This window comes from Haloferax gibbonsii (assembly GCF_001190965.1).
GTDB classification, from domain to species: domain Archaea; phylum Halobacteriota; class Halobacteria; order Halobacteriales; family Haloferacaceae; genus Haloferax; species Haloferax gibbonsii.
Map to the genome: position 1 here is coordinate 1,716,678 of NZ_CP011947.1, position 26,804 is coordinate 1,743,481.

The following is a 26,804-nucleotide window of genomic DNA, read 5'->3' on the forward strand; positions in this document are numbered from 1 at the left end:
GGGCGAAGCGGGGTCGAGGAGGGCGGTCGCGTCGCGGTTAGTGTCGGGTCGCTCTCGCTTCTCGGACCTGCGAGCCGTCCCGGACTAAATCCTCGCAGTGCGGACAGACGCGGGGGGCGTCCATGCCCTCCGGGGCGAACACCCTGACGTAGCCTTCCGTGACGAAAGAATTGCAGTTCTGACATGTAGGCATGGCGGTCGTGCGTACCACGTCAACTGAGTTAGATGTTATGGGCGATTTTCGCCAGCCGACACCGGAATCGGATGCGAGGCTCGCCCGGCGAGTTCCGGCGGCGCAAACCACTTTGACCGGCGGGCGTGTGGAAGCCCCATGGACGACCTCTCCCCCGCAGTCCGCGAGGCGTTCGCCCGGACGTGGGTCGACGACCGCCCGTGGGCGTTCCTCACCGACCTGACCGCCATCGGCGACCGGATGGCCGGCGGGCCGGGCGACCGTCGCGCGAGCACGCTCGTCGCCGACGCTTTCACCGACGCGGGCGTCGAGCGCGTCAAGTTCGACCCCTTCGAGATGGCCCGGTGGACTCGCGGCGACACGGCGCTCGACCTCACCGCCCCCGACGAGCGGCGCTTCGAGGCCGTCGCGCTCCCGTACGCCCCGCCGGCGACCGTCTCCGGCCCACTCGTGGATGTCGGCTACGGCACGCCCAGCGAAATCGACGCCGCCGACGTGGACGGCGCGCTCGCCGTCGCCAGCACGACGACCCCCGCCGGCGGCCGGTTCGTCCACCGGATGGAGAAGTTCAACTACGCAATCGACGCCGGGGCGGTCGGCTTCGTCTTCGTCAACCACGTCCCCGGGCAACTCCCGCCGACCGGGGCGCTCCGCTACGACGAGGAGGCCGCCGCTCCCGCGGTCGGCGTGAGCGCGGAGACCGGGTCGTGGTTGACCGACTACGCGACCCGCGGCGGCGAGGCGACCCTCGCCGTCGACGCCGAGACGACGCCCGGCGAGAGTCGGAACGTCGAGGGCCGAGTCGGCCCCGACACCGACCGCGAACTCATCTTGTGCGCCCACTTCGACGCCCACGACATCGCCGAGGGCGCGCTCGACAACGGCTGCGGCATCGCGGTCGTCGTCACCGCGGCGCGACTCCTCTCCGAGATGGACCTCGACCTCGGCGTCCGCGTCGTCGGCGTCGGCGCGGAAGAACTCGGGCTGACCGGCTCCGAGCACCTCGCGGACCGCCTCGACCTCGACCGGGTCGCCGCCGTCGTCAACGTCGACGGCGCGGGGCGGTTCCGCGACCTCGTCGCCCACAGCCACACCTCCGAGGCGACCGCCGAGGTAGCCACCCGGGTCGGAAACGAGACGCGCCACCCGGTCGAAATCGAACCCGAGCCGCACCCCTTCAGCGACCAGTGGCCGTTCGTCCGCGCCGGCGTCCCGGCGCTCCAGCTCAGGAGCGAGAGCGGCGAGCGCGGCCGCGGGTGGGGCCACACCCACGCCGACACCCGCGACAAGGTCGACGACAGAAACGTCCGCGAACACGGGATGCTGACCGCGCTCATCGTCCGCGAACTCGCGGCGGCGGCCGCCGACGGTGAGATACCGCGGCTCGACGACGACGAACTCGCCGCGGCGTTCCGCGACGCCGACTTCGAGACGGGGATGAAGGCCGCGGGCATCTGGCCCGACGGCTGGGAGTAGGAGTAGCGCCGGTCAGTCGTCCGCGGACGGCTCGGAGCCGCCGGCCCGGTCGCCGCTGGGGTCGTCGCCGCGGTCGCCGCCCGAGCCGTCGCGCCCGTTTGCCTCGCCGTCTGCGACCTCAACCGTCAGGTCGGCCTTCGACAGCGCGCTTTTCGTCGCGGCCTCGACGACCATCCCGGCCCCGATGACGACGTAGTACATCCCGTAGACGAACGTCGGGACGGCGACGAGGAGGTAGAGCGCGAGGCCGGCGATGCCCGTCGTGCTGGCGAGGAAGCCGCCGACGGCGTTGCCGATTCCGATGATAAACAGGCCGAAGACGATGCGGAGGGTGGCGTCCCACGCGGCGGACCGGTCCATGCGTGAGCCGACGGCGAGCCGCGTGATGTGTCTACTGGTCGATAGGCGGTGTAGGGCTGCGGCGGGCGCGTGGCACGGGGCCGCGGCGGAGGGTCGCTCCTCCGGCCGTCAGCACACCGCGAGCAGTTCGTCCAGCGAGTCGAGTTCGTAGGTCGGCTCGGCGGCCAACTGGTAGCCGTCGCGGTGGGGTCGGCGGATGAACGCCGAGTCGATGCCGGCGCGGTCGGCCGCGACCACGTCGACGTTGCTGTCGCCGACGTAGAGCGCCGAGTCGACGCCGAGTTCGCCCATCGCGCGCTCGATGTAGTGGGGGTCCGGCTTCTTCACCCGAGCGCCCTCGACGGTCGGGTCGCGGCCGTAGGCCACCTCGAAGCGGTCGTCGATGTCGAACACGTCGAGGATGTGTTCGATGGTCGCGTGCTGGTTGTTGCTCACGACCGCCAGCGGGTGGTCGATGTCGTCGAGGGCGACCACGTCGTCGTACAGCGGCTTCGTCCCGTTTTCCAGACACGCCCGCTGGGTCGCCGCGGCGTGACTCTCGTGGTGCGACCAGAAGTCGTCGACCGGCACGTCGTGGACCGCACAGATGCGGCGCAGGCGCGTGAGTCCGCCGTTGATGACGCCGTCGACCGTCTCGGTCGTCGGCTCGACGTCGAACTCGGCGAACGCCCGTCTGACCGCCTCCCGCTGGACTTCGAGGAGCGTCGGCTTCGTCAGCACGCCGTCGTTGTCGAAGATGACAGCGTCGTAGCACATGGTCGGGGGTTCGCACCCGGGCCAGGATAACGTTACTATGTGCGACCCCAACCGCTCCGGAGGGCTATTGACTCCTTGTGCCCCCGCGGCTCCCCCCGACGCCGCCGTCGTCGTCGGTGGCGTCGGCGTTCCCGTCACCGAGGTCGCCCGCCCGCTCGACCCCGTCGCGGATGCGCGAGCCGACGCGCCAGCCGATGCGGTCCGCGAGGGCCTGCTCGCCGAAAGCCGCGGCGGTGCTCTCGGCGGCCATCGAGTCCACGTCGAACTCGACGTTCGGGTAGTCGACCGCCGTGAGAAGCAGGGGGGTCGGCGGCGCGGCCGGGACGCCCTCGGGGCCAGCGAGGTGGTCGGGACCGAGCACGTCGTCCACCTTCGACGGCGGGGCCGCGCCCGACCCCACGGCGCGGACGAGCGAGACGAGTCTGCGGACGAGTTCGCGGGCGAAGCCGCCGGACTCGACGCGGACGAGGAGGAAGTCGCCGTCGCGGGTCAGGTCGCCGTCGATGGCCCGGACCGTCCCGTGGGCGTCGGGGGTGAGGTTGTGGAAGTCGTGTTCGCCGCGGCAGGCGTCGAACGCGTCTCGCGCCCGGTCGTCGTCGAATCCGTCGCTCGGGGCGTGGAGGTCGTAGACGTACTCGCGGCGGGTCGGTCGGTGCCGGGCGTGGAAGTCGTCGGGGGCGTCGGCGGCGGCCCACGCTCGGACCGTCCCCGGTAGCTCCGAGTTCAGCGCCCGCGGCGTACACCAGTCGGGACACTCGAATGCGACGGTCTGGGCGAGCGCGGAGACGCCCGCGTCGGTCCGCCCGGCGGCGGCGTAGTCGGTTGGCTCCTCGTCGTCGTCGCAGACGCCGAGCGCGCGGCAGGCGTCGAAGAGGGCGTCCTCGACGGTCGGCACGTCCGGCTGTCGCTGGAACCCGTGGTACGGGCGTCCGTCGTAGGCGACGCGGAAGGCGCGCATGCCGGCTGATTTCCCGGCGGACTACTTAACCGACTCCAACCCGGTTCGACGGCTCCGGTCGTCCTGTGACTACGCGTCTGCGTCCAGCGACTCCTCCTCTTCGACCGGGGAGTCCTCGCTTCGGATGGTGAGCACCGGCACGTCGGCCATCCGGAGCACGCGCTCCGTGACGCTCCCGAGCAGGTAGCGCTCGATGCCCCGGCGGCCGTGGGTGCCCATCACGATGAGGTCCGCGTCGACCTCCTCGGCGTACTGGAGAATCGCCCGGTGCGGCGAGCCGTGTTCGACGGCCGTGACGACCTCGACGCCGACCGGGTCGGCCGCCTCCACGGCCTCGGAGACGATGCGCTCGCCTTCCTCCTCGTAGGCGCGGACGAGGCCGCCGGCGTCGAGTTGGGTCGCGTGGAGGACGCGTTCGTCGACGACGTAGAGTGCGTACACCGTCGCGTCCGCCGTCGCGGCGAGGTCGATGGCGCGGTCGAGCGCCTCGTCGGCGGGGGCGCTCCCGTCGAGCGGGACGAGAATCCTGTCGTACATGTCACTCGTCTGTACGACGGGCGGGAACAAAAGAGCGTGCGCCGGTTCCGGGTCGCGAGAATCCGGCGGGAGTCGGCCGGTACGAGGACCGGACTTCCCGGTGCGAGCCGGCGTTCGCTACTCGTAGTCCTCGTAGGTCGGCGCGTCGCGGTCGCCGGGGAAGTCGTCGACGGGGACGGTGGTCTGGTCGCCGCTCGCCATGTCCTTGACCGTCACCTCGCCGTTTTCGAGGTCGCGTTCACCGACGATGACGACCGTGTCGGCGTTGACGGAGTCGGCGTAGGACATCTGCGCGCCGAAGCTCCGGTCGGACACGTCGGCCTCGACGACGTTGCCCGCGGCGCGGAGGTCGCGGGCGATGTCGGAGGCGACCGCGCGGGTGTCGCCGACGGTGAGGAGGTAGTAGTCGGTCGCCAGTTCCTCCTCGGGCCAGACGCCGGCGCGCTGGCAGAGCAGTTGGAGCGTCGCGCCGCCGATGCCGACGCCGACGGCGGGGGTGGGCTGGCCGCCGAACGACTCGATGAGGTCGTCGTAGCGGCCGCCGCCGAAGGTCGCCCGCGACACGTCGCCCGTGGAGTCGAAGCACTCGAAGACGACGCCAGTGTAGTAGTCCAGCCCGCGGGCGGTCGAAAGCGACACCTCGCAGAACTCGCCCGCGCCGAAGTCGTCGGCGGCGGCGAGGACGTTCCGGAGGTTCTCGACCGCGGCCTCGACGTCGTCGCCGCCGAACTCGGCGATTTCGTCGAGGTCGCCGCGCTCGATGAGGTCGGCGAACTCGCCGGCCTGGTCGTACGAGAGGCCGGCGTCCGAAAGCAGGCCGAGGTACTCCTCGCGTTCGACCTTCTCGGACTTGTCGACGGCGCGGACCGCGTCGGCCACGTCCACGTCGGCGTCGAACGACCGGAGCAGACCGCCGAGGATGTCGCGGTGGGAGACGCGGAACTCGAAGTCGTCGGCGGTGAGGCCGAGGTCCGTCAGCGCGTCTGCACAGAAGGCCAGAATCTCGGCGTCGGCCTCCGGCTCCGAGGAGCCGAAGATGTCGGCGTTGGTCTGGTAGAACTCGCGGAAGCGGCCCTGTTGGACCTGTTCGTAGCGCCAGAACGGTCGGGTCGAGACCCACTTGATGGGCTTCGACAGCGCCTGCTGTTTGGCGACGACCATCCGGGCGACCGTCGGCGTCAGTTCGGGCGTGAGGGTGACCTCGCGGCCGCCCTTGTCCTCGAAGGCGTACAGCTCCTCGACGATTTCCTCGCCGGACTTGTCGACGTACATCTGGGTCCGTTCGAGGTGGGGCGTCCCGATTTCGCGGAAGCCGTAGCGGGCGGCGGCGGTCTCGACGGTGTCGACGACCTCGCGCCGGGCCGACATCTCGCCGGGATAGAAGTCACGAAATCCCTTGAGTCGGTCGTACATGCGCGTTGGTTGGCGAAGGTCGCGCTTGAAACCTGTTGTTCGGGGCGGCGAGCGGTCGTCGGTTCGCTGTCGGTTCGCCGTCGGTTCGCTGTCGAGTCGCCGGCGCGGTGCGGTTCGTCGAGCCGCGACCGATTACCCGACCAGCGCCGCGAGCGCCGAGAGGTCGCCGAGGGCGATGAGCGAGACGCCCGCGACCGCGAGGACGGCCGCGGCGAGGCGGAGGCCGAACTGGGACTCCTTGAGGACGACCCCGCCGAGGACGACGGCGACGATGGCCTGCGTGTTGACGATGGGCGAGGCGATGCTCGCCGGCACCAGTCCGAAGGCGGTCGAGGTGACGTGCTCGCCGACGGCGACCAGCGCGCCCGCCGCGACGAACTTCGGAACGTCGCCGCGAACGCTCGTCCAGTTGCGGGCCGCGACGGGCAGAACGGCGAGCGCCGCGCCGGTGAACAGCACCGGGACGAACACGCTCGTCGGGATGCCGAGTTCCTGCAGGGCGACGCGCTTTCCCACGTCGCTGGCGGCGTAACAGGCCGCGCTCGCCAGCGCGAGCTGGGCGGGCCGCGAGCGGACCGCGCGCCGCAGCGGGTCGAGGAACGCCCCACCCTCGTAGTTCGCCACGTAGACGGCGACGGTGGCGACCGCGACGCCGAGGACCTGTAATCCGGTCAGAAACTGGTTCAGAAACAGGATTTCGATGGGGAGGACGAACACCGGGACGAGCTTGTTGATGGGCGCGACGTAGGACACGTCACCGGCGGCGAGCGCGTCGACGAACAGGATGAACGCGACGCCGACCAGAACGGCCGTGCCGGCGACGATCAGCACGCCGGTCGCGCCGAGTTCGGCCAGCGAGGGCACGGTCGCGGGGTCGTACGTCACCGCCGTGACCGGGAGGTACAGGAGGACGGCGAAGACGTTGACGACGACCGTGATGACCGCGCCGGAGTACCCCGGAAAGTACCGCTTCAGGGCGAAGATGTAGACGCCCCAGACGAACGCGGCGAGAACGGAGTAGGCGATGCCGGGGTCCATGATTCATCCGGCGCGCGGCGGGGTAAAAAACGACGCGATACGGAGCGAGCCGGCGAGTCCCGGACGAGGCGTCCTCAGCGCCGACCGTGGACGTAGCTCTGGACGTGGTCCGGGAACACCTCGTCGACCGCCGCCTGCCCGTGTTCGGCGGCGATGAGTCGGCGGAGTTCGCCCTCGTAGTCGGCCTTCGGAATCTCCTCGGACGGACCGGTTTCCACGTCGAGATGCGACTCCACGAGGCGGTCGACCGCGCCGCGGCCGAAGCCCGAAAGCGGCGAGAGATAATCGACGCCGTGGCGGTCTTCGAGGCTCTGGGCCTGCGCCCGGGAGATGGACGGGACGCGGTCGTCGCGGCGGGTACCGTCGGCGACGGCGTCGAAATCGAGGCCGCAGACCGCTTCGAGAGCGTGTTCGTGGACGCGCTGGATGCCGCCGCGGGGGTAACCGTCTTCGACCATGCGGGCGGTGGCCTGCGCCGCGACCTCGCGGTCGAGTTCCAGCGTCTCGAAGGCGTAGCCGAGTTCGGCCGCCGCGTCGCGGGCGTGCGTCCAGTCTTCCGTGACCCCGAAGTGGGCGGTCACGAGCGTCACGTCGTAGAAGGTATCGAGAAGCAGCGCGGCGAGCGAGGAGTCCTTGCCGCCGCTGTAGAGGAGCGCGAGTTCCACGTGTTACCGGCGTCGGATGTTGAAGCTCTTCGACTCGGGCTGCAGCTCTTTCAGGAGCGCCTTCATCTTGTCGTCGTCGATGCGGCCCTGGATGCGTCCGCTCTGGGCGAGGGCGACGATTTGGCGCTCGACCTGCTCTGCGAAGTCCGGCTTGGACATCTGCACCGCGTTGAGGCGCTGGCGGGCCTCGTCGGTCAGGTGCTGTTTGAGAAGCGCCTGTTTCTGCTGTTCGGCGCGCTGTTGGGCGGCCTCCTCGGCCTGCTGTTGCTCGGCGGAGCCCTGTCCGCCGCCGCCCCGCTGTTCTTGGAGTTCCTGCATCTTCTTCTTTCGAAGCTCCTCCAGTCGCTCATCGTCGGGACTGCCACTCATACCCTAGCGCACGGTCCGATGTCTGAAAACCATTACGGACCCGCATACAGACGGCTCTCGGGGAATCCGCCGTCGAAGAAGAACTCTCGGTGTGTGTCGGCGGCTCTACGCGTAGCGTTCGAGTTCCGGACGGTCGAGGTCGGAGAGCACGTCGGACGCGGCGTTGTCGAGGAAGCTCGTCCCCTCGGCGGTGATGCGGCGACCCTCGCCCTTGGCGGTCTCGACGAGGCCTTCCTCTTCGAGCTGCTGGAGGAGCGTGCGGATGATGTTCTTGCTGCCGGCGTCGCTGTGCGCACCGGAGACGCTGTAGCGGTTGGAGCCGCGCTTGAGGCCGCCGTACTCGGTGGAGAGGCGGTCGACACCGACGGGGCCGTTCATGGCGACCTTGCGGAGCAGGCTCGCGCCGCGGACGAACCAGAAGTTGTCCTGCTGGGGCGGGAGTTCGCGGGTCTGGCCGCTCTTCGCGAAGGCCATCCAGTCGGGTTGCTCGATACGGTCCTCGAGTCGTCCGGCGACCTCTTCGATGAGGGCGTCCGCCGGGACGTCATAGATGGTTACCATGGCTATTGGTTCATAATCGCGGCGTTTAAAGGCATCGTATTCGCCCGATACGGGCGGTTGGAGGCTCCTGCGCCCCGACCGGCGTCTGCCGGGCCGACAGCCCGCGTCCGCGCCGTCAGGACCGCCACCCGCGCGCGCTCTCCGTGCTCATCACGAGGCCGCCGAGGACGACGGGCACCCAGTAGACGAACCCCCGGAAGACGACGACGCCCGCGGTCGCCACGTCGAACGAGACGGCGGAGCTCGCGGCGGCGACGAGGATGGCGAGCGTCCACTCGATGCCGCCCGCGCCGCCGGGGAGCGGCGTGACGCCGGCTATCGCCCCGATGGGGACGACGAACAGCGCGATGGAGAAGGCGATGGGCGCGCCGATGGCGTGAAACGCCACCCAGAGCGCGACCATCTGGCAGAACCAGCCGAACCCCGACAGGCCGAGTGCGACCGCCAGCCCCCGCGGGTTCCGGCCGACGCGTTCGATAGAGCGGAAGAAGCCGTTGATGCGGCGCTCGATGCCGTCGTTCGTGGGCACCGACACCCGCGGGACGTATCGCGCGATGGTTCGGATGAACGGCGTCAGGGCACCGATGAGCCGGCGTTCGAGACCGTAGCGGCGCTTCCACGCGGTGTAGACAGCCGCCGGAACGCCGACGGCGAGGGCGATGACGGCGACGAGCGCGATTTCGAGGTTGCGGCCGAGCGTCACTTCGGTGGCGTAGTAGCCCGCGCCGATGAGCGCGATGGTGATCGAGGGGACGAAGTTGATGGTGTCGACGCTGGCGATGGCGGCCAGTCCGGTCTCGTACTCGGTGTCGGCGCTCCGGGAGATGAGGAGCGCCGTCACGGGCTCGCCGCCCGCCTGTCCGAACGGGGTGATGTTGTTCGAGAACGTCGCGCCCGTGAAGATGAGAAACGAGCGGACGGTCGAGACGTTCACGCCGAGCACGCCGAGGACGGTCTTCAGCGACGCGCCCCACGCGACGAGCCAGACGAGCGTGATGGCGAGGATGGCGACCAGATAGGTCGGCTCGGCCATCGTCACCCTGTCGACGAGTTCGTCCACGCCCGCGAAGTAGAACAGGACGGCGAAGACGACGACCGCCGCTGCGAAACCGAGCACCGTCGCGCGGAGGTTCTCGCGGGCCATTTGCTGGGGATGCGTCTACGACGGGCATTAAGTCACCGGATTCGACGGCCGAGAAACAGGTCTCGCGTCGCCACCGTCGCGGATTCGGTCGCGCTCCCCCGGTCGGCGACACCGCCGCTCACTTTCGGATAGATGGACATTTCCGCTCCGCCCGACACGTCCGCATATGGACGAGCGCGCCGCCCTCAGACTGCTCGCCGCGGACCTGCCGGACGCCGGCGACGACGCCGCCGTCGTCGACGACCTCGTCGTCACGACCGACATGCTCCACGAGACGACGGACTTCCCCGCGGGGACGACCCGCTACACCGCCGGCTGGCGCGCCGTCGGCGCGTCCCTCTCTGACGTGGCCGCGATGGGCGCGAGCGCCACCTGCGCCGTCGCCGCCTACGCCGCCGTCGAACTCGACGAGACGGAGCTCGGCGACTTCGTCCGGGGCGCGCGGGACGTGTGCGAGGCGGTCGGCGCGGCGTACGTCGGCGGCGACCTCGACACCCACCGGGAGTTCACGACGGCGACGACGGCCATCGGCCGCACCGACGACCCGGTTCGCCGCTCGGGCGCGGAGCCGGGCGACCTGCTCTGCGTCACGGGCGAACTCGGCAGGTCTGCCGCCGCCGTCCGCCTGTTCGAGGCGGGCAAGACTGACCGCGCCAACGACCTCTTTCGGTTCACGCCCCGCGTCGCCGCCGGCGTCGCCCTCCGCGGGTCGGCCACGGCGATGATGGACTCGAGCGACGGCCTCGCCCGCTCGGTCCACCAGCTCGCGGAGGCCAGCGACTGCGGCTTCGAACTCGACTTCGACGCGCTCCCGGTCCACGACGGCGTCGCCGAGGTGGCGACCGATTCCGACGACAGACGCGACCTCGCGGCGTTCTTCGGCGAGGACTTCGAACTCGTGTTCACGCTCCCCGAGTCGGCGCTCGCGGACGCCCGAGCCACGACTGACGTGCCGCTCACGGTCGTCGGGAGCGTCGTTGAGGAATCCACCGAGGCCGCCGTCGTCGCCGACGGCGAGCCCGTACCGGACCGCGGTTACACCCACGGCGACGGATAGCGTCGCCGTTTTCTCCGCCGTCGCGCCTCAGCCCGGAATGACCTGCACCGGCACGAGAAGGAAACACGCCGCACCGAGGGCGAACGTGAACAGGCCGACGGCCATCCGAGCCGGCCCGAGCGGCGTCTCGTCTATCGGCTTCGCCGGGCCGTTGTAGGCGATGAACGTCGACATCAGTCCCCAGAAGAACCACAGGCCGACGGACTGGTTGAGACCGAGGCCGCGAACGTAGTGGAGGTAGCCGGCGATGCCGAACAGGACGAGCGGCACGGCCGCCGCGAGCGACTCCTGGCGCTCGCCGAGCATCGCCCGGACCATGTGGCCCCCGTCGAGTTGGCCGACGGGGAGCAGGTTGAGGACGGTGAAGAACATCCCGACCCAGCCGCCGATGACGACCGGGTGGACGACGGTCCGGGGGTCGGCGTACTCCGTCGGCCGACCGAGCACGGTCGCGATGGCGTCGAGGAGCGGCGGATTGTTGAACACGATGACGTCGCCCGACCCCGCGAGGACCCGGCTCGGGACGGTCATCGGTTCGAGCGAGAGGCCGATGACGGTGACGACGACGGTCGCCGCGAGCCCGGCGAGCGGGCCGGCGACGCCGATGTCGAACAGCGTTTTCCGGTCGGGCATCTGGCCGCGCATGCGGATGATGGCACCGAGCGTGCCGAACGGGAAGATAAACGGGATGAGGTAGGGCAGCGAGACGTTGACGCCGTGGTACCGGCCGACCGCGTAGTGGCCGAGTTCGTGGACCGAGAGGACGCCGAGCACGGCGGCGGTGAACGGCCACGCCCGAAGCAACACGAGCGGGTTCGCGACGATGTCGGACAGGGGGATGTAATACCACGCGTACGCGCCGACGAAAAGCGTCGAGAGAACCGTCAGCGCGAACAGCGTGATGTTCTTCCACGGGATGCCCTCGACGCCCTGCGAGGCCGGTTCGACGATGACCACGTCAGTCTGTCCGAGGTCGCCGACCTGCGCCTGCACGTCGTAGCCGGCCCCCCGGAACGACGGCCAGATTTCGCGGACGAGCATCTGCTCGGGGACGAGCGACTCGCCGTAGTAGATTCGTCGGCGACCGTCTGACCGCACTTCGTGAACGTCGAAGACGGCGCGAAGTGCTTCCACCGGCGGTCCGTCCGCCGATTCGGGCTGCTCCATCGACGGCAGGTAGGCGCGGGACGTTCATAAACCCCGTGACGGACCCGTCTCTGAGCCGACGGCGGCGATCGAGACGGCTCTCGCTCCGGGCGTCTGCGACCAACTTGAGAATCCGGAGCGTCGGCGAAAACGTGCGGTCGTCGCCGCGGAGCGGGCGGGCCGTCACCGGGGGAGTGTGGTGGAGGCCGTTCCAGCGGGTTACGCGGGGGTTCGGTTACGCTGCGCCGCGGGAGGGACATCGGTTCGTCGGCGTCACGAACCGAGCGGGGCAGTCGGGCAGTCGGGTAGTCGGGCAGTCGGGCAGTTGAGTCACGTCTCGGCTTGGGTTCCGAGCGCGCTCGGTGTGGGCTGTGGGGCTGTGGGTCGTTTCAGGGCCGCGTTCAGTTCGTCCGGGGACCGTCCGGGCGGTGCGCGGTGTTGCGCTGGCGTCGGTCGGGACCGGGGCGGGCAATGCGGGTTTCAGGCGGTCTCGACGCGCCACGTGGTCGCGCTCGTGTACGACCACTTCTCGATGGTCAGGTCCGTCGCGGAGTCGCGGAGCTTGACCATCAGTGCGCCGATTTCCTTGGGAGACAGGCCGACGTCGTCGGCGATGAATTTGCTCTTGAAGTACATCTCGCCGTCCTTCGCACGGTCGAGCAGGTACTGCTTGAGGCGGTCTTCCTTGGAGCCACTGTCGGTGGAGGGGGATACTGTTGCGCTCATCTGGTACACCTCACTTCCACCTAATGGCCCATCACCTGTTATAAAGGAAGGTCCGTTAGAATTAGTTCGGCCGCTTTCAGCCTGAATCGACTCAAATGGTACATTTTAGGAATCTTCGAAATCGGCTTAGATCTTTTAGAACCGGTTTTGAGGAATCCTTTCTGCAAATCATATTTTGAATATATGGGGGCAAATACGCCCCGTTTTGCCCCTTCAGACGCCGCATTTTGCGGCAACAACATCCGCAATATCGGCCGATTTTCGCGCCTTCACGACTATCCGCGTATTCTGAATAATCCGCCCCGCCTCAGCGGTCGTGGACCCAGAACTCCTCGTCGGTGGTCGTCTCCTTCTTGAATATCGGCACCTCGTCTTTCAGGCGGTCGATACCGTCTTCGACCGTTCTGAACGCCTCTCGCCGGTGGCCGGCGAGGACGACGACGAACACGATGTCCTCGCCGTCGCCGACGACGCCCACCCGGTGGTGCATGAGGACGCGGAGGACGCCGTCGCGCGCCTCCAGTTCCTCCGAAATCGCGGCCATCTTCGACTCCGCGACGCCGTCGTACTTCTCGAATTCGAGGCTGAGCGTCGGGTCGTCGTCCTCGGACTCCTTCGCGCGCACCCGTCCGGTGAACGTCGCAATCGCTCCGGCGTACACTTCGAGCGGGTCCGCCTTCGCGCGCTCGACCAGCGTTTCGAGCGTGACGTGCGGTTCGTGCGAGTCGACTTCGGCGGCGAGGGACCCCACGTCCGCCGCGTCGGCCGTTTCGACCTCCGCGACGACGTTCGCCGCGTCGGCACCCGCGAGCGCGACGGTCGGGACGCGCGCGTCGGGGAATCCCGAGAGGAGCGCGTAGTCGTACTCCGCCGAGAGGTCGTCGAGGAGGCCGTCGAGGTCGCGGTCGTCGCCGGTTCCGACCCAGTTGCCGTCCGGCGAGAGCCCGTACGCGGCGGCGGCACCGTCTGTCGACTTCGGTTCGGTCGCGCTCTCGGGGAGCGATTCGACGGTGGCGACGCGGCCGTCCAACTGCGCGGCGAGTCGATCGCAGAGCGTCGTCGCGCCCGCGCCGACGATTCCGAGGACGTGCATACCCGAAGGACGGCCCGCGGCGGTTTAAGATTGCTCCGTGCCGGTCTCGTCAGACTCGACCGGCGGCTCCGCCTCGTCCGCCTCGGGGCGCGGGCGGGTCCGATAGAGGTGGACGGCGAGGGCCACGCCGGCCAGACTAAGGAGCGTCGCCAGCCACGGGGCCGCCGCGCCGATGGGCGTGTCTGCCGTCGCGGGCAACGTGTCGAACTGCCAGAGCGCCCAGCCGACCGAAAAACAGGCCACCAACGCCCAGTTGAAGACGGTCCGCCGGTCGAACTCGCCGCGTCGGTGGCGGGCGAGAATCGCCCCGAGGGCGAGCACCCAGCCGACGACGATGAGCGTGACCGTCTCCACGGTGACGAGTCGCATACCGGTAGTCGCCGCGAGAGTGGTTTAAACCCCCCGACACGGGCGTCTCGCACTTGATAACCCTTAAGATGCGCTCACGGATATCCGTGTGCAATGAGAGTCGTCATCTCCATCGGCGGAAGCGTGCTCGCGCCGGACCTCGACGCCCGACGCGTGGAGGGTCACGCCTCCGTCGTCGAAACGCTCGCGCGAGACGGGTGCGAAATCGGTGCGGTCGTCGGCGGCGGCGGCGTCGCCCGCGACTACATCGGTGCCGCCCGCGACCTCGGCGCGAACGAGGTTCAACTCGACCAGATCGGCATCGACGTGACCAGAATCAACGCCCGCCTGCTCATCGCGGCGCTCGGCTCGCAGGTCGACCCCAAGGTCGCCCACGACTACGAGGACGCCGGCGACGCCATCCGACGCGGCGACATATCGGTGATGGGCGGCGTCATGCCCGGCCAGACCACCGACGCCGTCGCGGCCGCGCTCGCCGAGTACGTCGACGCCGACCTGCTCGTCTACGCGACCAGCGTCGACGGCGTCTTCAGCGCCGACCCGAACACCGACCCCGACGCGACGAAGTTCGAGGAGATGACCGCCGCGGAACTCGTCGACGTCATCGGCGACATCGAGATGAACGCCGGCTCGTCCGCTCCGGTCGACCTCCTCGCCGCGAAGCTCATCGAGCGCGCGAAGATGCGCACCATCGTCCTCGACGGCACGGACCCCGACCGCATCACGCCGGCGGTCCTCCGCGGCGAGCACACGGGCACCGACATCATCCCCGAGGGCGGCGACGAACCGACCTACTGGGCCCCCTGAGATGACGACCGACGACCCCTCCCGCGGCGACGCTCCCGCCGCGGACGCGACCGACGGCGACGGCGACGCGGCCGCCAATCACCACGGCTTCTGGGCCGACGAGGTCGCCGACGAAATCGAGGCCCGCGACCCCGACGAGCCGGTCGTAATCAAGGGCGGCGTCTCGCCGTCCGGCGTGGCCCACCTCGGCAACTTCAACGAGATTATGCGCGGCTACTTCGTCGCCGAGGTGCTCCGCGAGCGCGGCCACGAGGTCCGGCAGGTGTTCACCAGCGACGACAAGGACCCGCTCCGAAAGCTCCCGCGGAAGCTCGCGGACGCCGACGGCAACATCGTCGGTCTCGGCGAGGTCGACGCCGGCGCGCTCGGCCGCAACCTCGGCAAGCCGTACACGTCGATTCCGGACCCGTTCGGCGAGGCCGAGTCGTACGCGGCGCACTTCGCGGCGCTCCTGAAGGCCGACGCCGACCGCCTCGGCGTCCCGGTGGAGATGATTTCCAACACCGAGCTGTACGAAAACGGCGACTTCGACCCCGTGGTCGAACACGTCCTCGAACACGCCGACACCGCGCGCGAGGTGCTGAGCGAGTACCAGTCGAAGGTCGACGAGGACTACGTCCCGTTCAACCCCGTCTGCGCCGAGTGCGGCAAAATCACGGAGACGGTCACGGACATCGACCTCGACGCCGGCACCGTCGACTACGTCTGCACCGACATGACCGTCGGCGACAACACCATCGACGGCTGCGGCCACGAGGGGACCGCGACGTTCCGCGAGGGGAAGCTCCCGTGGCGCTTCGAGTGGCCCGGCCAGTGGCAGGTCCTCGGCGTCGACTTCGAGCCGTTCGGGAAGGACCACGCCGAGGGCTCGTGGCCCTCCGGCACGGACATCGCCGAGAACGTCCTCGGAATCGAGCCGCCGGTGCCGATGGTGTACGAGTGGTTCACGCTCAACGGCGAGGCGCTGTCGTCGTCCGCCGGCAACATCGTCACCGTCGCGGAGATGCTCGACCTGCTCGAACCCGAGGTGCTCCGGTACTTCTTCGCGCTCAACCCGCGGAAGGCCCGCGACCTCGACCTCACGCGGCTCGACCAGCTCGTCGACGACTTCGACCGCTTCGAGCGCGCCTACTTCGGCGAGGTCGACGACGAGAGTCTGACTCGCTTCGCCGAGCGCGCCTACCCGTTCGTCGTCGACGAGGTCCGCGAGGACCGGGTTCGGCTCCCGTACACGTTCGCGGCCGTCCTCGGCATGACCGACGACGAGGACCTGCGCGTCAAGATGGCCCGCAACGAGGGCTTCTTCGACGAGGACACGCCCGACGAGGTGGTCGACGAGGCGCTCGCTCGGGTCGAACGCGCCCGCCGCTGGGCCGAGAAGATGGACAACCAGTACAACTACCGCCTGCAGGTCGACCTCCCCGAGTTCGACTTCGAACCCGCGGTCGAGGCCGCCCTCGACGACCTCGCGGACTTCGTCGCCGAGGGCCACGACGGCGAGGCGATTCAGGGCGAAATCTACGAGACGGCGCGCCGCCACGACATCGAGATGGGCGACTTCTTCGCCGCCGGCTACCGCCTGTTCTTCGACGCCGAACAGGGCCCGCGGCTCGGCGAGTTCCTCGGCGAGCTAGAGCGCGACTTCGTCGTCACGCGGCTCCGCCGCGAGGACTGACCTCGCGCCCCGCAGGGCGCGGTTCGCTGTTTACTTCGATTCTCACGCCCGACGACCCGCGAGCAACGCCGCCGCGCCGAGCCCCGCGACCGCGAGCGCGCCGAGACCCGCGCCGAAGCCGGGGATTCCGGTGTCGGTCGTCGATGCCGAGGTGGTCGTCGTCGCTGCGTCCTCGACGACGACGCCCTCGGCCTCCGCGAGCGCGCTCGACTCGTTGCGGACCGAGACGGAGAACGTCGAGCCCGGCGGAATATCCGAGAAGTCGAGGGTCGCCGAGAAGTTCCCGTCATCGCCGACGACGGCCTCGCTCGTCTTGAGGAACCGCGGGCTCGTGTCGCTGGCCGACTGGACGCGGACCGAGACCGTCGTCCCCGCTTCGAGGTCGCTCGTCCCCCGAATCGTCGCGTCTTCGGCCTGCGTGACGGTCACGTTCCCGCCGGTCGTCGCGAGGCTCACCGACGGGGCGTCCTGTGCTGCGGCCGCGGTCGCCCCGCCGACGAGCGCGGCGCAGACGACGGCGGCGACGACGAACCAACGGAGTCGGATTCGTTCGAACATGCCATCCGACACTACTCGAATTCGGGAGAAATAGATACTCAAATGTCAAATAGCTCTTTGAGTTACCGGCGGCGCGGGGGCGATGACTCGGTCGGTCTCAGTTCTCCTCGATGGCGTCTATCACGACCGCACCGACGACGGCGAGTCGCGGGTCGAGACGCTCGCGGTCCACGTCGATAGTGTACTTGTCCCGGAAGGAGAACCGCTCGTCCACCGCGCCGACCGGCTCGCCGGCCGCGTCCTCGATGCGGTACGAGAAGGGAATGAGCGTCGTGAGGAGCCGTCTGGCGACCGCCATCGGGACGTTGTCCTCGACGATTCGCCCCACGACGGAGCCGTCGGGGCCGAGCAGTTGGTAGGTGTGTTTGGCGAACGAGAACGCGCCGCGTTTGACCGCGCCGACGCGCTCGCCGGTCCGGCTGTCGACGATGTCGTAGGCGGTCGACACGTCGAGGACGCTGTCGGCCTTGACGCGGAAGCGCTCCTCGCCGGTGTCGTGGTCGTCCAGCCGGAAGTCCTCTTTCAGCTTGAACTTCTTTTGCTTCGCCGAGAGGATGGGGTCGTCGCCCTCGTAGACGACGTACTTGTTGCCGATGGACACCTTCTGTCGGACCTCGTAGCGGGAACTGTCGAACACGGTACTCGATGGTCGCCGGGGTGGCTAAAACCCTTCTGGGGGACGACTTATGTCCCCGACGCGCGTACGGATGGACGGGCTCGTTCCCCCGCGAACGACGCCTACCGCGGCCTCGCCGCACCACACTTCACATGTCTCTCATCGACTTCATCCGGTCCGTGGAGGAATCGCAAGACGAATTCGACGTCGAACTGGAGGAGTTCGACGCCGACTCCGAACAGGAAGCCGTCGACGACGAGTCCTCGGGCGGCCGCTCGTACGGCCGGCTGTTCCTCGTCGCCTTGCTCCTCGTGGGCGTCGCCTACGCCGTCTCCCGGCTTCGCTCGTCGTCCGGCGACTCCTTTACCGACATCGCGCTCGCCGACGACGACGCCGAGAGCGAGACGGCGACCGACGACGACGCGGCCGACGACGAAGACGCCACGGTCACCGTCGAACACGACCCCGAAGACGAGACGGAAGACGCGGCGTCCGACGACGAAACTGACGAGGTCGACGGCGACGAAGCGGCCGATGCGGACGACGACGGCGCGGTCGAAGTCGAAATCGAGTCGCCCGGCGACGACGGCGACGAAGACGAGTAATCCCATTCGTGACGGCCGGCTGGCGGCGGCGCTCGCGGCCGCCGACGCCCGCCCGCGGTCGTCGAACAGCGGTACCGTGACCCGAACGGTGGTACCGTAACCCGAACGCCTTTTGGCCCGCGCCGCTTCCCTTCGGGCGATGAACACGCTGCTTTGGGTTCTCGCCGGTTTCATCGCCTACTCTCTCCTCGCGGCGCTGTTGCGTGCTCGCGGGATTCTCCCCGAGTACGTCCGCGTCCAAGGTCCGCTCACGACGGTCCACACCCGTCGCGGCCGCGAACTCCTCGACAGGCTCGCCGCCCCCAAGCGGTTCTGGCGGGCGTGGAGTAACGTCGGCCTCGGAATCGCCCTCGTCATCATGGCGGGGACGTTCGTCCTCCTCGTCTACCAGGCGGTCGTCATCCTCCAGAACCCGCCCGCGCCGACGCAGGTGAACCAGCCGCAGAACTTCCTCGTCATCCCCGGCGTCAACGACTTCCTCCCGCTTTCGGTCGCTCCGGAAATCCTCTTCGGCCTCCTCGTCGGTCTCGTCGTCCACGAGGGCGGCCACGGCATCCTCAGCCGCGTCGAGGGCATCGACGTGGAGTCGATGGGCATCGTCCTCCTGACGATACTCCCCATCGGAGCGTTCGTCGAACCCTCCGAGGAGAGCCAGCGCCGCGCCGACCGCGGCGGCAAGTCGCGGATGTTCGCCGCCGGCGTGACGAACAACTTCGCCGTCACGCTGGTCGCGTTCGCCCTGCTTTTCGGCCCGGTCATCGGCTCTATCACCGTCGCGCCGGGCGTCGCCGTCTCCGGCGCGTACGCCGGTTCACCTGCCGACGCGGCGGGCATCTCGGGCGGCGACCGCGTGACCGCCATCGAGGGCACGCCGGTCAACACGACGCAGGAACTCGACGCCGCGCTCCTCGCGACCGACGCGGGAACGGTGTCGGTCGAACTCGACGGCGAACGGACCGTCTCGGTCACGCGCGAACTCGTCGTCGCCGGCTCCGTCGAAGGCAACCCCGCGAACCTCACCGTCGAGTCCGGGACCGACCCGATTCGCGTGACCGCGGTCAACGGGACCGCCGTCTCGACGCGCGCCGGCTTCGAGTCGGCCGTCGGCGACTCGCGGTTCGCCCGCCTCGACACCTCCGCCGGCGAGCGCACCATCCCGGTCGGTGCCTACATCACGAACGTCGCAGAAGACGGCCCGCTGTACAACGCCACGGGGACGACGCAACCCCTCATCGTCTCGTCGTTCAACGGCGAGCGCATCACCTCATCCACGGGACTTCAGGAGGCGCTCGACCGGACAGCGCCCGACCAGACCGTCGCCGTCGAAGTCTACCGCGACGGCGGCTTCGAGACGGTGCAGGTGACGCTCGGCGAGAACCCGCAGGACGGAAACGGGTTCCTCGGCGTCAACATCTTCCAGGGGACGAGCGGCCTCCTCCTGACGGACTTCGGCACGCAGGAGTACCCCGCGGGGACGTACCTCTCGCTTCTCGGCGGTAACGGCGGCGACGGCGGCGGCCTCGGCAGCGCCTTCGCCGGGTCGCCCCTCCAGCTCGTCTACGTGTCGCTCCTGTTGCCCCTCGCGTCGGTCGTCCTCGGGATTCCGAACTTCCCCGGCTTCACCGGCGAGGTCATCAACTTCTACCAGGTCGGCGGCCCGCTCGGCTTCCTCGGCGGCGGCGTCTTCATCGTCGCCAACGTCCTGTTCTGGACGGCGTGGATAAACCTCCAGCTGGGGCTTTTCAACTGCATCCCCGGCTACCCGCTCGACGGCGGTCGCATCCTCCGGACCTCGACCGAGGCCGTGGTCTCGCGGCTCCCGGTCGACGACCCCCACACCGTCGTCCGGACCATCACGACCTCGATCGGGCTCACGATGCTCGCGTCGCTCGTGCTCATGATATTCGGGCCGACGCTCCTCGGCTGAGCGCCTCGGCCGCCCCTGTCGGGGTCGACTCGCCTGCCTTCGACGGTTCTCGAACCGCGAAAACGACTCGCAACTTCAATACCGGATGACTCCCTAGGCCCCCGTATGGTAGAGGCCCCACAGACCGACGAGGGCTGGTTCGCGCTGCACGACTTCCGAACCGTCGACTGGGACGCGTGGCGTGACGCGCCCGACCGCGAGCGCCGCCGCGCAATCGAGGAGGGCGTCGCGTACCTCGACGCCCACGAGGCGGTCGAGGACGCCGAGGCGGGCGCGTCCGCCGTCTTCTCCGTGCTCGGCCACAAGGCGGACTTCGTGGTCGTCCACTTCCGGCCGACGCTCGACGACATCTCCCGCGCCGAGCGGCAGTTCGAGCGGACCGCGCTCGCGGCCTTCACCGAGCAGCCGACCTCCTACGTCTCCGTCACCGAGGTGTCCGGCTACGTCTCGGACGACTACTTCGAGGGTAACGAGGAGGACATCGACACCGGGCTGCTCCGCTACATCGAGGGCAAGCTCAAGCCCGACATCCCGGCGGACACCTACATGTCCTTCTACCCGATGTCGAAGCGCCGCGGCGAGGAGCACAACTGGTACGACCTCTCGTTCGACGAGCGCCGCGACCTGATGTCCACCCACGGCGACACCGGCCGGAAGTACGCCGGGAAAATCAAGCAGGTCATCGCCTCCTCGGTCGGCTTCGACGACTACGAGTGGGGCGTCACGCTCTTCGGCGACGACCCGACCGACATCAAGGACATCGTCTACGAGATGCGCTTCGACGAGGTCTCCTCGAAGTACGGCGAGTTCGGCCAGTTCTACGTCGGCCGGCGCTTCCCGCCGTCTGACCTCGGCGCGTTCCTCGCGGGCGACGGCGTCCCGACCAGCGAGTTCGAAGACGAGTCCCACCACGGCGCGCACGCGCACGGCGAGGGTGGCCACCACCACGGCGGCGACGGCCACCATCACGGCGGCGAAGGCGGACAGCACCACGGTGAGGGTGGCGACGGCCACCATCACGGCGGCGAGAGCGACGACGGCGGCCACCACCACGGTGACGACGGCGGCGACGAAGCCGGCGACGAGGACATCCGCGGGCAGCTCGAAGACCTGAACATCTACGCCGGCAAGCCCCACGGCGAGGACGTGTACGCGACGGTCCTCTACTCCGAGGCCGACGCCGACGAACTGTTCGACGAGGTCGAGGGCCTCCGCGGCAACTTCGACCACTACCCGACGCACGTCAAGACGGCCGTCTACGAGGCAAACGAGCGCGGTCGGGTCGCCGTCGTCTCCATCTGGGAGACGGCGTCGGCGGCCGAGACCGCCGCGGGATTCCTCTCGGAACTCCCCGGCATCGTCGAGCGCGCCGGCGAGGAGTCCGGCTTCGGCACGATGGGGATGTTCTACACCGTCAAGTCCGAACACCGCGGCGACTTCGTCGAGAAGTTCGGAACCGTCGGCGGCCTCCTCGAAGAGATGGACGGCCACTTCGACACGGACCTGATGGTCAACGTCGAAGACGAAGACGACATGTTCATCGCCAGCCAGTGGCGCTCGCAGGACGACGCCATGGAGTTCTTCCGCTCCGACGCGTTCCGCGACACGGTCCAGTGGGGTCGCGACGTGCTCGCGGACCGGCCGCGACACGTGTTCTTAGCGTAGCTCCGCGACCATCGGGAGCGGGGTGAGGAATCCCCATCGGGGGTGACGAACCTTTTCGTCCAGGTTTTGCCAGTGAGCGGAGCGAGCGCAGGAAAAGGTGGCGTGTACGTGCTCGCGGACCGGCCGCGACACGTCTTCCTCGTCTAACGCGGTCGAACGCCCAAAATCAGACTGCAGCTTTTTCTACGCGAGCGCGGCGCGAACGTCCCGGAGCTTCGGGCGGACCTTGTCGGTGCCGACGTTGTACGCGAAGTACAGCGCCACCGCGCCCATCACGACCGCCCACGCGGCGATTTCGACGTTGCCCTGTTCGAAGGTGATGAGCGCGAAGCGCTCAATGTACGCGCCGGCGAGCGAAAGCCCCGCACTCCCGAGACTGAAGACGAGAAGTTCGAGGAGGTCCGGAAGCAGGTCGACGAGTGAACTACGCATGGTCGTCCCGGACTCGGTCGAGCGTTGTGTCTCTTTTGGTCCCGGCACGCGGGCCACCCGCGAGGCGCGCTCCGACTCCGACTCCGACTCGGTCACCGGTCGCCGCGGCCGTCCCTGCGTCCGGCCGACCCCCGTTCCGTCAGTTCCGCTCGAAGGCCCGCTCTCTCGCGTTTCCGGAGGGCGACTGCGACCGCGATTGCGACCCAGCGACGTAGCTCTCGGTTTCGACTAGCTTGTCGAGGCGGCGTTCGAACTCCTCGTCGGAGAGGTCGCCGGCCGCGTAGCGCTCTCGCAGCCGCTCGATGGCCGACTCGTCGTCCACGGGGTCGTAGGTCCCTCGGTCTGCCCTCCGCGCCCACTCGTCTTCGCCGTCGGACTCGCCGCGGTCACCGCGGAAGCGACGCAGGACGCGCCGCCCGCCGTAGGCCAGCACCGCCGTCGACGGAGCGACGGCGAGGAACCAGACGACTGCGAGATGCACTTCGAGGCCCATCATCAGCGCGATGAGCATCATCCACACCCCGGTAACCACGCCTAAGAGCGGTGGGCTTCGGGCGACGGCGCGGGCCTCGCGGGAGAGCGCCGAACCGAATCGTTCGAGGACCATTGGTCGAACGTGTCTCTCGAAATACAAAAAACTGCGTGAGCGGGTCGGGTTAGTTTCCGTCGCCGTTCCCGCGACCCGGAGCGTCGTCGCTTCGTCCCGGGTTATCGGCGTCGTCGCCGTCGGGGTCGTTCCCGTGGCCGCGGTCGTCGTCCTCCGGCGTGTAGACGTACAGGCAGTCGTTCTTGTACGAGCGGCCGAACTGGTCGGCGTCCTCGCAACAGAGCACGCGACCGTCGTCCATCACGGCGAGGTTGTCGACGTTGATGAGCGCGTCGTCGACCCGCTGGAGCTGGAGCCGCCGGTGGCGTTCGACATGTCGTCGTTGAGTTCGGCGGCGGCGGTGTAGTAGGCTGCTAAGTGCGATATATATCGAAGGGGAGCCCTCGTGAGCGTCGGTGACCGAACGGACAGAACGGAAAACAGCCGGGGTCGACCGCGGACGCGCCGTCAGCGCCCGTTTCGGACGTAGTCCACGGCGCCGACGACGCCGGTGAGGAGCGTCAGCGCTATCCAGCGACCGGCGTCGTCGCCGCGCTTCTTGGCGTCGAGGCTGACCAGCCACGCGAGCGCGACGTGGGCGACCGCGGTGACGCCGAGGAGGGTCTTCAGGCGACCCATCAGGCTTCGTTGCGCGCGCCCTTCGCGACGCGCTTGTCGAGGCCGGCCGCGCGGATGTCGTCGCCGTCGACCGACGAGCGGAGCGCGTCCATGCCGTCGAAGCGGTCGATGCCGAAGTTGTCCGCGTACAGGTCCTCGACGCGGGTTAGCTCCTCGTCGGTGAGCTTCGGCACGTCGGAGGCCTTCGCCCACTCGTCGATGTCGTCTTTCGTGCGGAACGTCGGCGTGACGGCCGCGGTCTCGTCGTAGCCGAGGAGGTAGGCGATGGACGCCTGCGCCATGGTGCGCTCGCCGTCGCGTTCGAGGAAGCGGAGTTGTTCGAGCTTCTCCCAGCCCGTCTCGTACCACTCGTCGGGGCGGAAGCCGCGGTGGTCGCCGGAGCCGAGTTCGGTCTCGGGGCGGACCTGCTCGTTCAGGAGGCCCGAGGAGTGCGGCACGCGGGCGATGAGGCTCGTCGAGGAACCGGTCTCGCGGATGGTGTCGAGGAAGTGGTTGCCCACGTCCTGTTCGAAGGCGTTCCAGACGATTTGGAGCGCGTCGAACTCCTCTTCGATGGCCATGTCGCCTTCGGCCAGCCAGCCGATGGAGGGGCCGAGCGCCCAGCCGGTGGCCTTGATGAGGCCCTCCTCTTTCAGTTCGTCGAGGGCTTCGAGCACGTCGGGCGTGACCTCGTCGACGTTCGCGTTGTGGAGTTGCAGGAGGTCCACGTACTCCATGTCGAGGCGTTCGAGGCTCTTTTCGGTCGCCTCGCGGACCCACTCGCCGGTTATCTCCTTGGGGAGTTCGCCGTGGCCGGCCTGCGGGTTGTTGTAGAAGTCGTAGCCGATTTTGGTGGCGACGGTGACCTCGTCGCGGTAGTCGGCGAGGGCCTCGCCGACGACCTCCTCGGAGTGGCCGTGGCCGTACACGTCACCCGTGTCGAAGAAGTCGATGCCCCGGTCGATGGCGTGGTGGAGCATCTCGATGGAGTCTTCGTCCGAGCGGTCGCCCCACCAGTCGGTCCCGACGACCCACGCACCGAAGCCGACCTCGCTGACTTCGATTCCGGAGGTGCCGAGTTCGCGGTAGTGCATGGCCGGCCCTACGAATTGGGGCGACTTATTGGGTGTGTTTTGTTTCCGTCTCGTGGGAATCCCCGGCGTGAGCGGCGCTCGCGGCCCGCGCTCGGCCTCCGGGCGCTGTGTGTATTTGCTCGCTACCGAGTGAATCCGCAGATTCATGCACGGTGATGTCGAACCACGCCAGCAATGGACGTGATTCCGGTTCGAGTCGGATTTCTCTTCGCGACCGAGCGTACGGAGGAACAGCGAGTGGCGTTCGAGTGGGCCGAGTCGATAGCGAGCGTCGAAACAATCTCCCTCGACGCCGTCGCAGCCGGGGAGACCGACCTTTCCGAGTTCGACGTGCTGTGGTGGCACTCCGACCGCCACGTCGACGCCGACGTGCGCGCCCTCGCGGCCGAGTGTGGGCCCGCACTGGACGCGTACCTCGCCGACGGCGGCGGACTCCTCCTGACGCTCAACGCCCTCTCGGCGGTCGACGCGCTGGGAATCGACCCCGTCGCGCCCGACGCGGTCGGGACCGAGAACTCGCCGCACCCGACCGGACTGCTGACGAAGTCCATCCACGCGGACCACCCGCTGTTCGACGGGTTCGACACGCTGGGCGTCCACCTCCAACCACCCGAAGCGCCGCGCCCCTTCGCCCGGTACGAACACGTCCTCCCCGAGAACGGGCAGGTTCTGGCGAGTACGCTCCACGGCGACGACTTCCTCGTCGCGCTCAAGTCCGTCGTCGCGTGGGACCGCGGCGCGGGCGCGGTCTACGGCATCGGTGCCGAGGTCGCCTTTCTCACCCACCACGGCAACGACTTCGAGACGATGGGCGCGAACGAGCACCTCCTCCGCAACGCGCTCGCGGTCCTCGGCGGCCCCGTCCACCGCAGACCGGCGTTCACCGACCGCCCCGCGGACGCCGAGGGGTTCGCCGCGATGCGCGAGCGACTCGGCGACGACCATCTCCGACCCCGGTACCACCTCGCCGGCCCCGCAAACTGGCTGAACGACCCGAACGGCGTCATCCAGCACGACGGGACCTACCACCTGTTCTACCAGTACAACCCCGGCGGGCCGTTCCACGGGTCGATTCACTGGGGCCACGCGACCAGCGAGGACCTCCTGCACTGGACGGACCGACCGGTCGCGCTCGCCCCGGACCCGGACGGTCCGGACCGCGACGGCTGTTGGTCCGGGTGCGCCGTCGTCGACGACGAGGGCGTGCCGACGATTATCTACACGGGCGGTCGCGACCACCACCAGCTTCCCTGTCTGGCGACGACGAACGACCCGCTGCTCCGGTCGTGGGACAAAGCGCCCGACAACCCAGTCATCGAGACGCCCCCGGACGACCTCGACATCCTCGGGACCGACGACTGGGCCGCGGAGTTCCGCGACCACGCCGTCTGGAAGGTCGGCGACGACTGGTACCAGCTCATCGGCTCCGCAATCGCGGCGGTCGGCGGCGTCGCGCTCCTCTATCGCTCGCCCGACTTGCGCGAGTGGGAGTACGTCGGTCCGATTCTCTCCGGTAGCGAGGGTCACGGAACCGTCTGGGAGTGCCCGGAGCTCCTCGACTTCGGCGACCACCAACTGCTGCACGTCTCGAACTACGAGGACGTGCGCTACTTCGTCGGCACCGCCGACCTCGACGCCCCGGAGTTCGCGGTCGAACGCGAGGGCCTGCTCGACTACGGCGACTTCTACGCCCCGCAGTCCACCGTCGTCGACGACGGCCGGACGCTCGCGTGGGGGTGGGTCAAAGAGACCCGCGGCGTCGACGCGCAGTGGCGCGCCGGCTGGTCCGGGATGCTCTCGCTCCCGCGCGAGCTTTCGGTGACCGCCGCCGGCGAGTTCCGACAGCGACCCGCCGGAGAACTCGCCACCCTCCGCGGCCGTCACGTCGAACTCGACGCGAGCGCGCTCGACGCCGACGAGCACGCGTCGCTCGACCTCTCGGGCAACGCCTACGAACTCGCCGTCGACGTCGCGGTCGACGGCGACGGGGCGTTCGAACTCGGGCTGTTCGAGTCGCCGGCGCTTGGCGAGCGGACCGTCCTCCGGTACGACGGCGACCGCGTCACGGTCGACCGCGAGCGGAGCACCCGAGCCCACGACGCGGACCGAGAGCCCCGCTCGATGCCCGTCGAGGGCGAGTCGGTGTCGCTCCGCGTGTTCGTCGACTGTTCGGTCGTCGAGGTGTTCGCCGACGAGCAGCGCTGTCTGACGACCCGGGTCTACCCGACGCGCGCGGACGCCGACGGCGTCTCGGTCGCGGTCCGACGCGGCGAGGGCGACGGCCGGGTCGACGTCCGCTCGCTCGACGCGTGGGAACTCGACGCGACGTTCGAGGCGCGAAAACGAGCGTGACCGCCGCG

At 68.9% G+C, this 26,804-nt stretch carries 29 protein-coding genes and 1 pseudogene; 8 read left to right on the plus strand and 22 right to left on the minus strand.

From position 1 onward, the window contains the following. Nucleotides 1-37: 37 nt before the first annotated feature. Entirely contained in the window at nucleotides 38-193 is a 156-nt protein-coding gene (locus ABY42_RS20165; RefSeq protein WP_013035426.1) for a DUF7563 family protein, read from the minus strand. Between the two features lie 138 nt (nucleotides 194-331). Here ABY42_RS20165 and ABY42_RS08925 point away from each other — a divergent pair, with 138 nt between their 5' ends. Continuing rightward, complete coding sequence (locus ABY42_RS08925; protein ID WP_050459234.1) at nucleotides 332-1,669, plus strand: M28 family metallopeptidase; 1,338 nt, start codon at nucleotides 332-334, stop codon at nucleotides 1,667-1,669. A gap of 12 nt (nucleotides 1,670-1,681) precedes the next feature. On the opposite strand, the gene ABY42_RS08930 is transcribed toward ABY42_RS08925, so the two are convergent. From ABY42_RS08930 to ABY42_RS08975, 10 genes are all read right to left on the minus strand, one after another. After that, nucleotides 1,682-2,029, minus strand: coding sequence for a hypothetical protein (locus ABY42_RS08930; RefSeq protein ID WP_050459235.1), 348 nt, complete (start codon nucleotides 2,027-2,029; stop codon nucleotides 1,682-1,684). 108 nt (nucleotides 2,030-2,137) lie between these two features. Continuing rightward, on the minus strand, nucleotides 2,138-2,785 hold the full coding sequence (locus ABY42_RS08935; RefSeq protein WP_004976428.1) for an HAD family hydrolase: 648 nt from the start codon (nucleotides 2,783-2,785) through the stop codon (nucleotides 2,138-2,140). Nucleotides 2,786-2,849: 64 nt separating this feature from the next. Then, nucleotides 2,850-3,743, minus strand: coding sequence for a tRNA pseudouridine(38-40) synthase TruA (truA, locus tag ABY42_RS08940; RefSeq protein WP_004976426.1), 894 nt, complete (start codon nucleotides 3,741-3,743; stop codon nucleotides 2,850-2,852). 69 nt (nucleotides 3,744-3,812) lie between these two features. Next, the gene (locus ABY42_RS08945) at nucleotides 3,813-4,280 is read right to left on the minus strand and encodes a universal stress protein (RefSeq protein ID WP_004976425.1); all 468 of its coding nucleotides are present in this window, start codon (nucleotides 4,278-4,280) and stop codon (nucleotides 3,813-3,815) included. A gap of 117 nt (nucleotides 4,281-4,397) precedes the next feature. Further along, entirely contained in the window at nucleotides 4,398-5,693 is a 1,296-nt protein-coding gene (hisS, locus tag ABY42_RS08950; RefSeq protein WP_050459236.1) for a histidine--tRNA ligase, read from the minus strand. Between the two features lie 132 nt (nucleotides 5,694-5,825). Continuing rightward, entirely contained in the window at nucleotides 5,826-6,731 is a 906-nt protein-coding gene (locus ABY42_RS08955; RefSeq protein ID WP_050459237.1) for an EamA family transporter, read from the minus strand. 74 nt (nucleotides 6,732-6,805) lie between these two features. Further along, nucleotides 6,806-7,396 carry a DUF7411 family protein gene (locus ABY42_RS08960; protein ID WP_004976422.1) on the minus strand — a complete coding sequence of 197 codons (591 nt, stop codon included), beginning with the start codon at nucleotides 7,394-7,396 and terminating at the stop codon, nucleotides 6,806-6,808. Between the two features lie 3 nt (nucleotides 7,397-7,399). Next, the gene (locus tag ABY42_RS08965; RefSeq protein WP_004976420.1) at nucleotides 7,400-7,765 is read right to left on the minus strand and encodes a DNA-binding protein; all 366 of its coding nucleotides are present in this window, start codon (nucleotides 7,763-7,765) and stop codon (nucleotides 7,400-7,402) included. A gap of 105 nt (nucleotides 7,766-7,870) precedes the next feature. After that, on the minus strand, nucleotides 7,871-8,326 hold the full coding sequence (locus ABY42_RS08970) for a 30S ribosomal protein S19e (protein WP_004976418.1): 456 nt from the start codon (nucleotides 8,324-8,326) through the stop codon (nucleotides 7,871-7,873). Between the two features lie 115 nt (nucleotides 8,327-8,441). Further along, on the minus strand, nucleotides 8,442-9,470 hold the full coding sequence (locus ABY42_RS08975) for a lysylphosphatidylglycerol synthase transmembrane domain-containing protein (RefSeq protein WP_004976416.1): 1,029 nt from the start codon (nucleotides 9,468-9,470) through the stop codon (nucleotides 8,442-8,444). Nucleotides 9,471-9,636: 166 nt separating this feature from the next. Between ABY42_RS08975 and thiL the strand changes: the two genes are divergently transcribed. Beyond that, the gene (gene thiL / locus ABY42_RS08980) at nucleotides 9,637-10,527 is read left to right on the plus strand and encodes a thiamine-phosphate kinase (RefSeq protein ID WP_050459238.1); all 891 of its coding nucleotides are present in this window, start codon (nucleotides 9,637-9,639) and stop codon (nucleotides 10,525-10,527) included. A gap of 27 nt (nucleotides 10,528-10,554) precedes the next feature. Here the strand turns inward: thiL and ABY42_RS08985 are convergent, their stop codons facing one another. The 4 genes from ABY42_RS08985 to ABY42_RS09000 all read right to left on the minus strand — a co-directional run bounded on the left by ABY42_RS08985 (nucleotide 10,555) and on the right by ABY42_RS09000 (nucleotide 13,861). Further along, nucleotides 10,555-11,694: a site-2 protease family protein gene (locus tag ABY42_RS08985; protein WP_050459239.1), complete on the minus strand. Its 1,140-nt coding sequence runs from the start codon at nucleotides 11,692-11,694 to the stop codon at nucleotides 10,555-10,557. A gap of 459 nt (nucleotides 11,695-12,153) precedes the next feature. After that, complete coding sequence (locus ABY42_RS08990; protein WP_008096551.1) at nucleotides 12,154-12,399, minus strand: DUF7123 family protein; 246 nt, start codon at nucleotides 12,397-12,399, stop codon at nucleotides 12,154-12,156. A 307-nt stretch (nucleotides 12,400-12,706) separates the two neighbouring features. Continuing rightward, nucleotides 12,707-13,492 (minus strand): molybdopterin synthase, encoded by a 786-nt coding sequence (locus ABY42_RS08995; protein WP_050459240.1) that lies wholly within the window; start codon nucleotides 13,490-13,492, stop codon nucleotides 12,707-12,709. A gap of 24 nt (nucleotides 13,493-13,516) precedes the next feature. Then, the gene (locus tag ABY42_RS09000; protein ID WP_050459241.1) at nucleotides 13,517-13,861 is read right to left on the minus strand and encodes a hypothetical protein; all 345 of its coding nucleotides are present in this window, start codon (nucleotides 13,859-13,861) and stop codon (nucleotides 13,517-13,519) included. Nucleotides 13,862-13,954: 93 nt separating this feature from the next. On the opposite strand from ABY42_RS09000, the gene pyrH reads away from it, so the two are divergent. Together pyrH and lysS are read left to right on the plus strand one after the other, a co-directional pair. Next, the gene (pyrH, locus tag ABY42_RS09005; protein WP_004976409.1) at nucleotides 13,955-14,668 is read left to right on the plus strand and encodes a UMP kinase; all 714 of its coding nucleotides are present in this window, start codon (nucleotides 13,955-13,957) and stop codon (nucleotides 14,666-14,668) included. 1 nt (nucleotide 14,669) lies between these two features. Further along, nucleotides 14,670-16,343 (plus strand): lysine--tRNA ligase, encoded by a 1,674-nt coding sequence (lysS, locus tag ABY42_RS09010; RefSeq protein ID WP_004976408.1) that lies wholly within the window; start codon nucleotides 14,670-14,672, stop codon nucleotides 16,341-16,343. A 42-nt stretch (nucleotides 16,344-16,385) separates the two neighbouring features. Here the strand turns inward: lysS and ABY42_RS09015 are convergent, their stop codons facing one another. Both ABY42_RS09015 and ABY42_RS09020 read right to left on the minus strand, forming a co-directional pair. Further along, nucleotides 16,386-16,901: a BGTF surface domain-containing protein gene (locus ABY42_RS09015; RefSeq protein WP_050459242.1), complete on the minus strand. Its 516-nt coding sequence runs from the start codon at nucleotides 16,899-16,901 to the stop codon at nucleotides 16,386-16,388. Between the two features lie 97 nt (nucleotides 16,902-16,998). Beyond that, nucleotides 16,999-17,538, minus strand: a complete 540-nt coding sequence (locus ABY42_RS09020; RefSeq protein WP_004976406.1) for an LURP-one-related/scramblase family protein — start codon at nucleotides 17,536-17,538, stop codon at nucleotides 16,999-17,001. A gap of 131 nt (nucleotides 17,539-17,669) precedes the next feature. On the opposite strand from ABY42_RS09020, the gene ABY42_RS09025 reads away from it, so the two are divergent. The 3 genes from ABY42_RS09025 to ABY42_RS09035 all read left to right on the plus strand — a co-directional run bounded on the left by ABY42_RS09025 (nucleotide 17,670) and on the right by ABY42_RS09035 (nucleotide 21,714). Further along, nucleotides 17,670-18,122 (plus strand): hypothetical protein, encoded by a 453-nt coding sequence (locus ABY42_RS09025; protein WP_050459243.1) that lies wholly within the window; start codon nucleotides 17,670-17,672, stop codon nucleotides 18,120-18,122. Nucleotides 18,123-18,261: 139 nt separating this feature from the next. Next, nucleotides 18,262-20,049, plus strand: coding sequence for a site-2 protease family protein (locus ABY42_RS09030; protein WP_050459244.1), 1,788 nt, complete (start codon nucleotides 18,262-18,264; stop codon nucleotides 20,047-20,049). A 105-nt stretch (nucleotides 20,050-20,154) separates the two neighbouring features. Continuing rightward, entirely contained in the window at nucleotides 20,155-21,714 is a 1,560-nt protein-coding gene (locus tag ABY42_RS09035; protein ID WP_004976403.1) for a heme-binding protein, read from the plus strand. 183 nt (nucleotides 21,715-21,897) lie between these two features. On the opposite strand, the gene ABY42_RS09040 is transcribed toward ABY42_RS09035, so the two are convergent. From ABY42_RS09040 to ABY42_RS09055, 5 genes and pseudogenes are all read right to left on the minus strand, one after another. After that, on the minus strand, nucleotides 21,898-22,146 hold the full coding sequence (locus ABY42_RS09040) for a hypothetical protein (protein WP_049905183.1): 249 nt from the start codon (nucleotides 22,144-22,146) through the stop codon (nucleotides 21,898-21,900). Nucleotides 22,147-22,285: 139 nt separating this feature from the next. After that, on the minus strand, nucleotides 22,286-22,753 hold the full coding sequence (locus tag ABY42_RS09045) for an SHOCT domain-containing protein (RefSeq protein ID WP_050459245.1): 468 nt from the start codon (nucleotides 22,751-22,753) through the stop codon (nucleotides 22,286-22,288). A 49-nt stretch (nucleotides 22,754-22,802) separates the two neighbouring features. Beyond that, a pseudogene (locus ABY42_RS09050) lies at nucleotides 22,803-23,098 on the minus strand (alkaline phosphatase PhoX); the annotation flags it as partial. A gap of 102 nt (nucleotides 23,099-23,200) precedes the next feature. Further along, a complete protein-coding gene (locus tag ABY42_RS19805) occupies nucleotides 23,201-23,371 on the minus strand; it encodes a hypothetical protein (RefSeq protein ID WP_004976399.1) in 171 nt (56 codons plus the stop codon). After that, on the minus strand, nucleotides 23,371-24,444 hold the full coding sequence (locus ABY42_RS09055; RefSeq protein ID WP_004976398.1) for an aldo/keto reductase: 1,074 nt from the start codon (nucleotides 24,442-24,444) through the stop codon (nucleotides 23,371-23,373). The genes ABY42_RS19805 and ABY42_RS09055 overlap by 1 nt, the downstream gene beginning before the upstream one ends. 174 nt (nucleotides 24,445-24,618) lie before the next feature. On the opposite strand from ABY42_RS09055, the gene ABY42_RS09060 reads away from it, so the two are divergent. Further along, nucleotides 24,619-26,796, plus strand: coding sequence for a GH32 C-terminal domain-containing protein (locus ABY42_RS09060; RefSeq protein ID WP_050459246.1), 2,178 nt, complete (start codon nucleotides 24,619-24,621; stop codon nucleotides 26,794-26,796). The last annotated feature ends 8 nt before the right edge of the window (nucleotides 26,797-26,804 follow it).

Excerpts from the sequence above, each read along its gene's own strand:
- ABY42_RS08990 (WP_008096551.1), bottom strand. The coding sequence starts at position 12,399 with ATGAGCGCAACAGTATCCCCCTCCACCGACAGTGGCTCCAAGGAAGAC.
- ABY42_RS09000 (WP_050459241.1), bottom strand. The coding sequence starts at position 13,861 with ATGCGACTCGTCACCGTGGAGACGGTCACGCTCATCGTCGTCGGCTGG.
- ABY42_RS09060 (WP_050459246.1), top strand. The coding sequence starts at position 24,619 with ATGGACGTGATTCCGGTTCGAGTCGGATTTCTCTTCGCGACCGAGCGT.
- ABY42_RS20165 (WP_013035426.1), bottom strand. The coding sequence starts at position 193 with ATGCCTACATGTCAGAACTGCAATTCTTTCGTCACGGAAGGCTACGTC.
- ABY42_RS08970 (WP_004976418.1), bottom strand. The coding sequence starts at position 8,326 with ATGGTAACCATCTATGACGTCCCGGCGGACGCCCTCATCGAAGAGGTC.
- ABY42_RS08955 (WP_050459237.1), bottom strand. The coding sequence starts at position 6,731 with ATGGACCCCGGCATCGCCTACTCCGTTCTCGCCGCGTTCGTCTGGGGC.
- ABY42_RS09015 (WP_050459242.1), bottom strand. The coding sequence starts at position 16,901 with ATGTTCGAACGAATCCGACTCCGTTGGTTCGTCGTCGCCGCCGTCGTC.
- ABY42_RS09040 (WP_049905183.1), bottom strand. The coding sequence starts at position 22,146 with ATGCGTAGTTCACTCGTCGACCTGCTTCCGGACCTCCTCGAACTTCTC.
- ABY42_RS08985 (WP_050459239.1), bottom strand. The coding sequence starts at position 11,694 with ATGGAGCAGCCCGAATCGGCGGACGGACCGCCGGTGGAAGCACTTCGC.
- ABY42_RS08945 (WP_004976425.1), bottom strand. The coding sequence starts at position 4,280 with ATGTACGACAGGATTCTCGTCCCGCTCGACGGGAGCGCCCCCGCCGAC.
- ABY42_RS19805 (WP_004976399.1), bottom strand. The coding sequence starts at position 23,371 with ATGGGTCGCCTGAAGACCCTCCTCGGCGTCACCGCGGTCGCCCACGTC.
- lysS (WP_004976408.1), top strand. The coding sequence starts at position 14,670 with ATGACGACCGACGACCCCTCCCGCGGCGACGCTCCCGCCGCGGACGCG.
- pyrH (WP_004976409.1), top strand. The coding sequence starts at position 13,955 with ATGAGAGTCGTCATCTCCATCGGCGGAAGCGTGCTCGCGCCGGACCTC.
- ABY42_RS08975 (WP_004976416.1), bottom strand. The coding sequence starts at position 9,470 with ATGGCCCGCGAGAACCTCCGCGCGACGGTGCTCGGTTTCGCAGCGGCG.
- ABY42_RS08935 (WP_004976428.1), bottom strand. The coding sequence starts at position 2,785 with ATGTGCTACGACGCTGTCATCTTCGACAACGACGGCGTGCTGACGAAG.
- thiL (WP_050459238.1), top strand. The coding sequence starts at position 9,637 with ATGGACGAGCGCGCCGCCCTCAGACTGCTCGCCGCGGACCTGCCGGAC.
- hisS (WP_050459236.1), bottom strand. The coding sequence starts at position 5,693 with ATGTACGACCGACTCAAGGGATTTCGTGACTTCTATCCCGGCGAGATG.
- ABY42_RS09025 (WP_050459243.1), top strand. The coding sequence starts at position 17,670 with ATGTCTCTCATCGACTTCATCCGGTCCGTGGAGGAATCGCAAGACGAA.
- ABY42_RS08930 (WP_050459235.1), bottom strand. The coding sequence starts at position 2,029 with ATGGACCGGTCCGCCGCGTGGGACGCCACCCTCCGCATCGTCTTCGGC.
- ABY42_RS09045 (WP_050459245.1), bottom strand. The coding sequence starts at position 22,753 with ATGGTCCTCGAACGATTCGGTTCGGCGCTCTCCCGCGAGGCCCGCGCC.
- ABY42_RS08925 (WP_050459234.1), top strand. The coding sequence starts at position 332 with ATGGACGACCTCTCCCCCGCAGTCCGCGAGGCGTTCGCCCGGACGTGG.
- ABY42_RS08965 (WP_004976420.1), bottom strand. The coding sequence starts at position 7,765 with ATGAGTGGCAGTCCCGACGATGAGCGACTGGAGGAGCTTCGAAAGAAG.
- ABY42_RS09035 (WP_004976403.1), top strand. The coding sequence starts at position 20,155 with ATGGTAGAGGCCCCACAGACCGACGAGGGCTGGTTCGCGCTGCACGAC.
- ABY42_RS09030 (WP_050459244.1), top strand. The coding sequence starts at position 18,262 with ATGAACACGCTGCTTTGGGTTCTCGCCGGTTTCATCGCCTACTCTCTC.
- truA (WP_004976426.1), bottom strand. The coding sequence starts at position 3,743 with ATGCGCGCCTTCCGCGTCGCCTACGACGGACGCCCGTACCACGGGTTC.
- ABY42_RS08995 (WP_050459240.1), bottom strand. The coding sequence starts at position 13,492 with ATGCACGTCCTCGGAATCGTCGGCGCGGGCGCGACGACGCTCTGCGAT.
- ABY42_RS09055 (WP_004976398.1), bottom strand. The coding sequence starts at position 24,444 with ATGCACTACCGCGAACTCGGCACCTCCGGAATCGAAGTCAGCGAGGTC.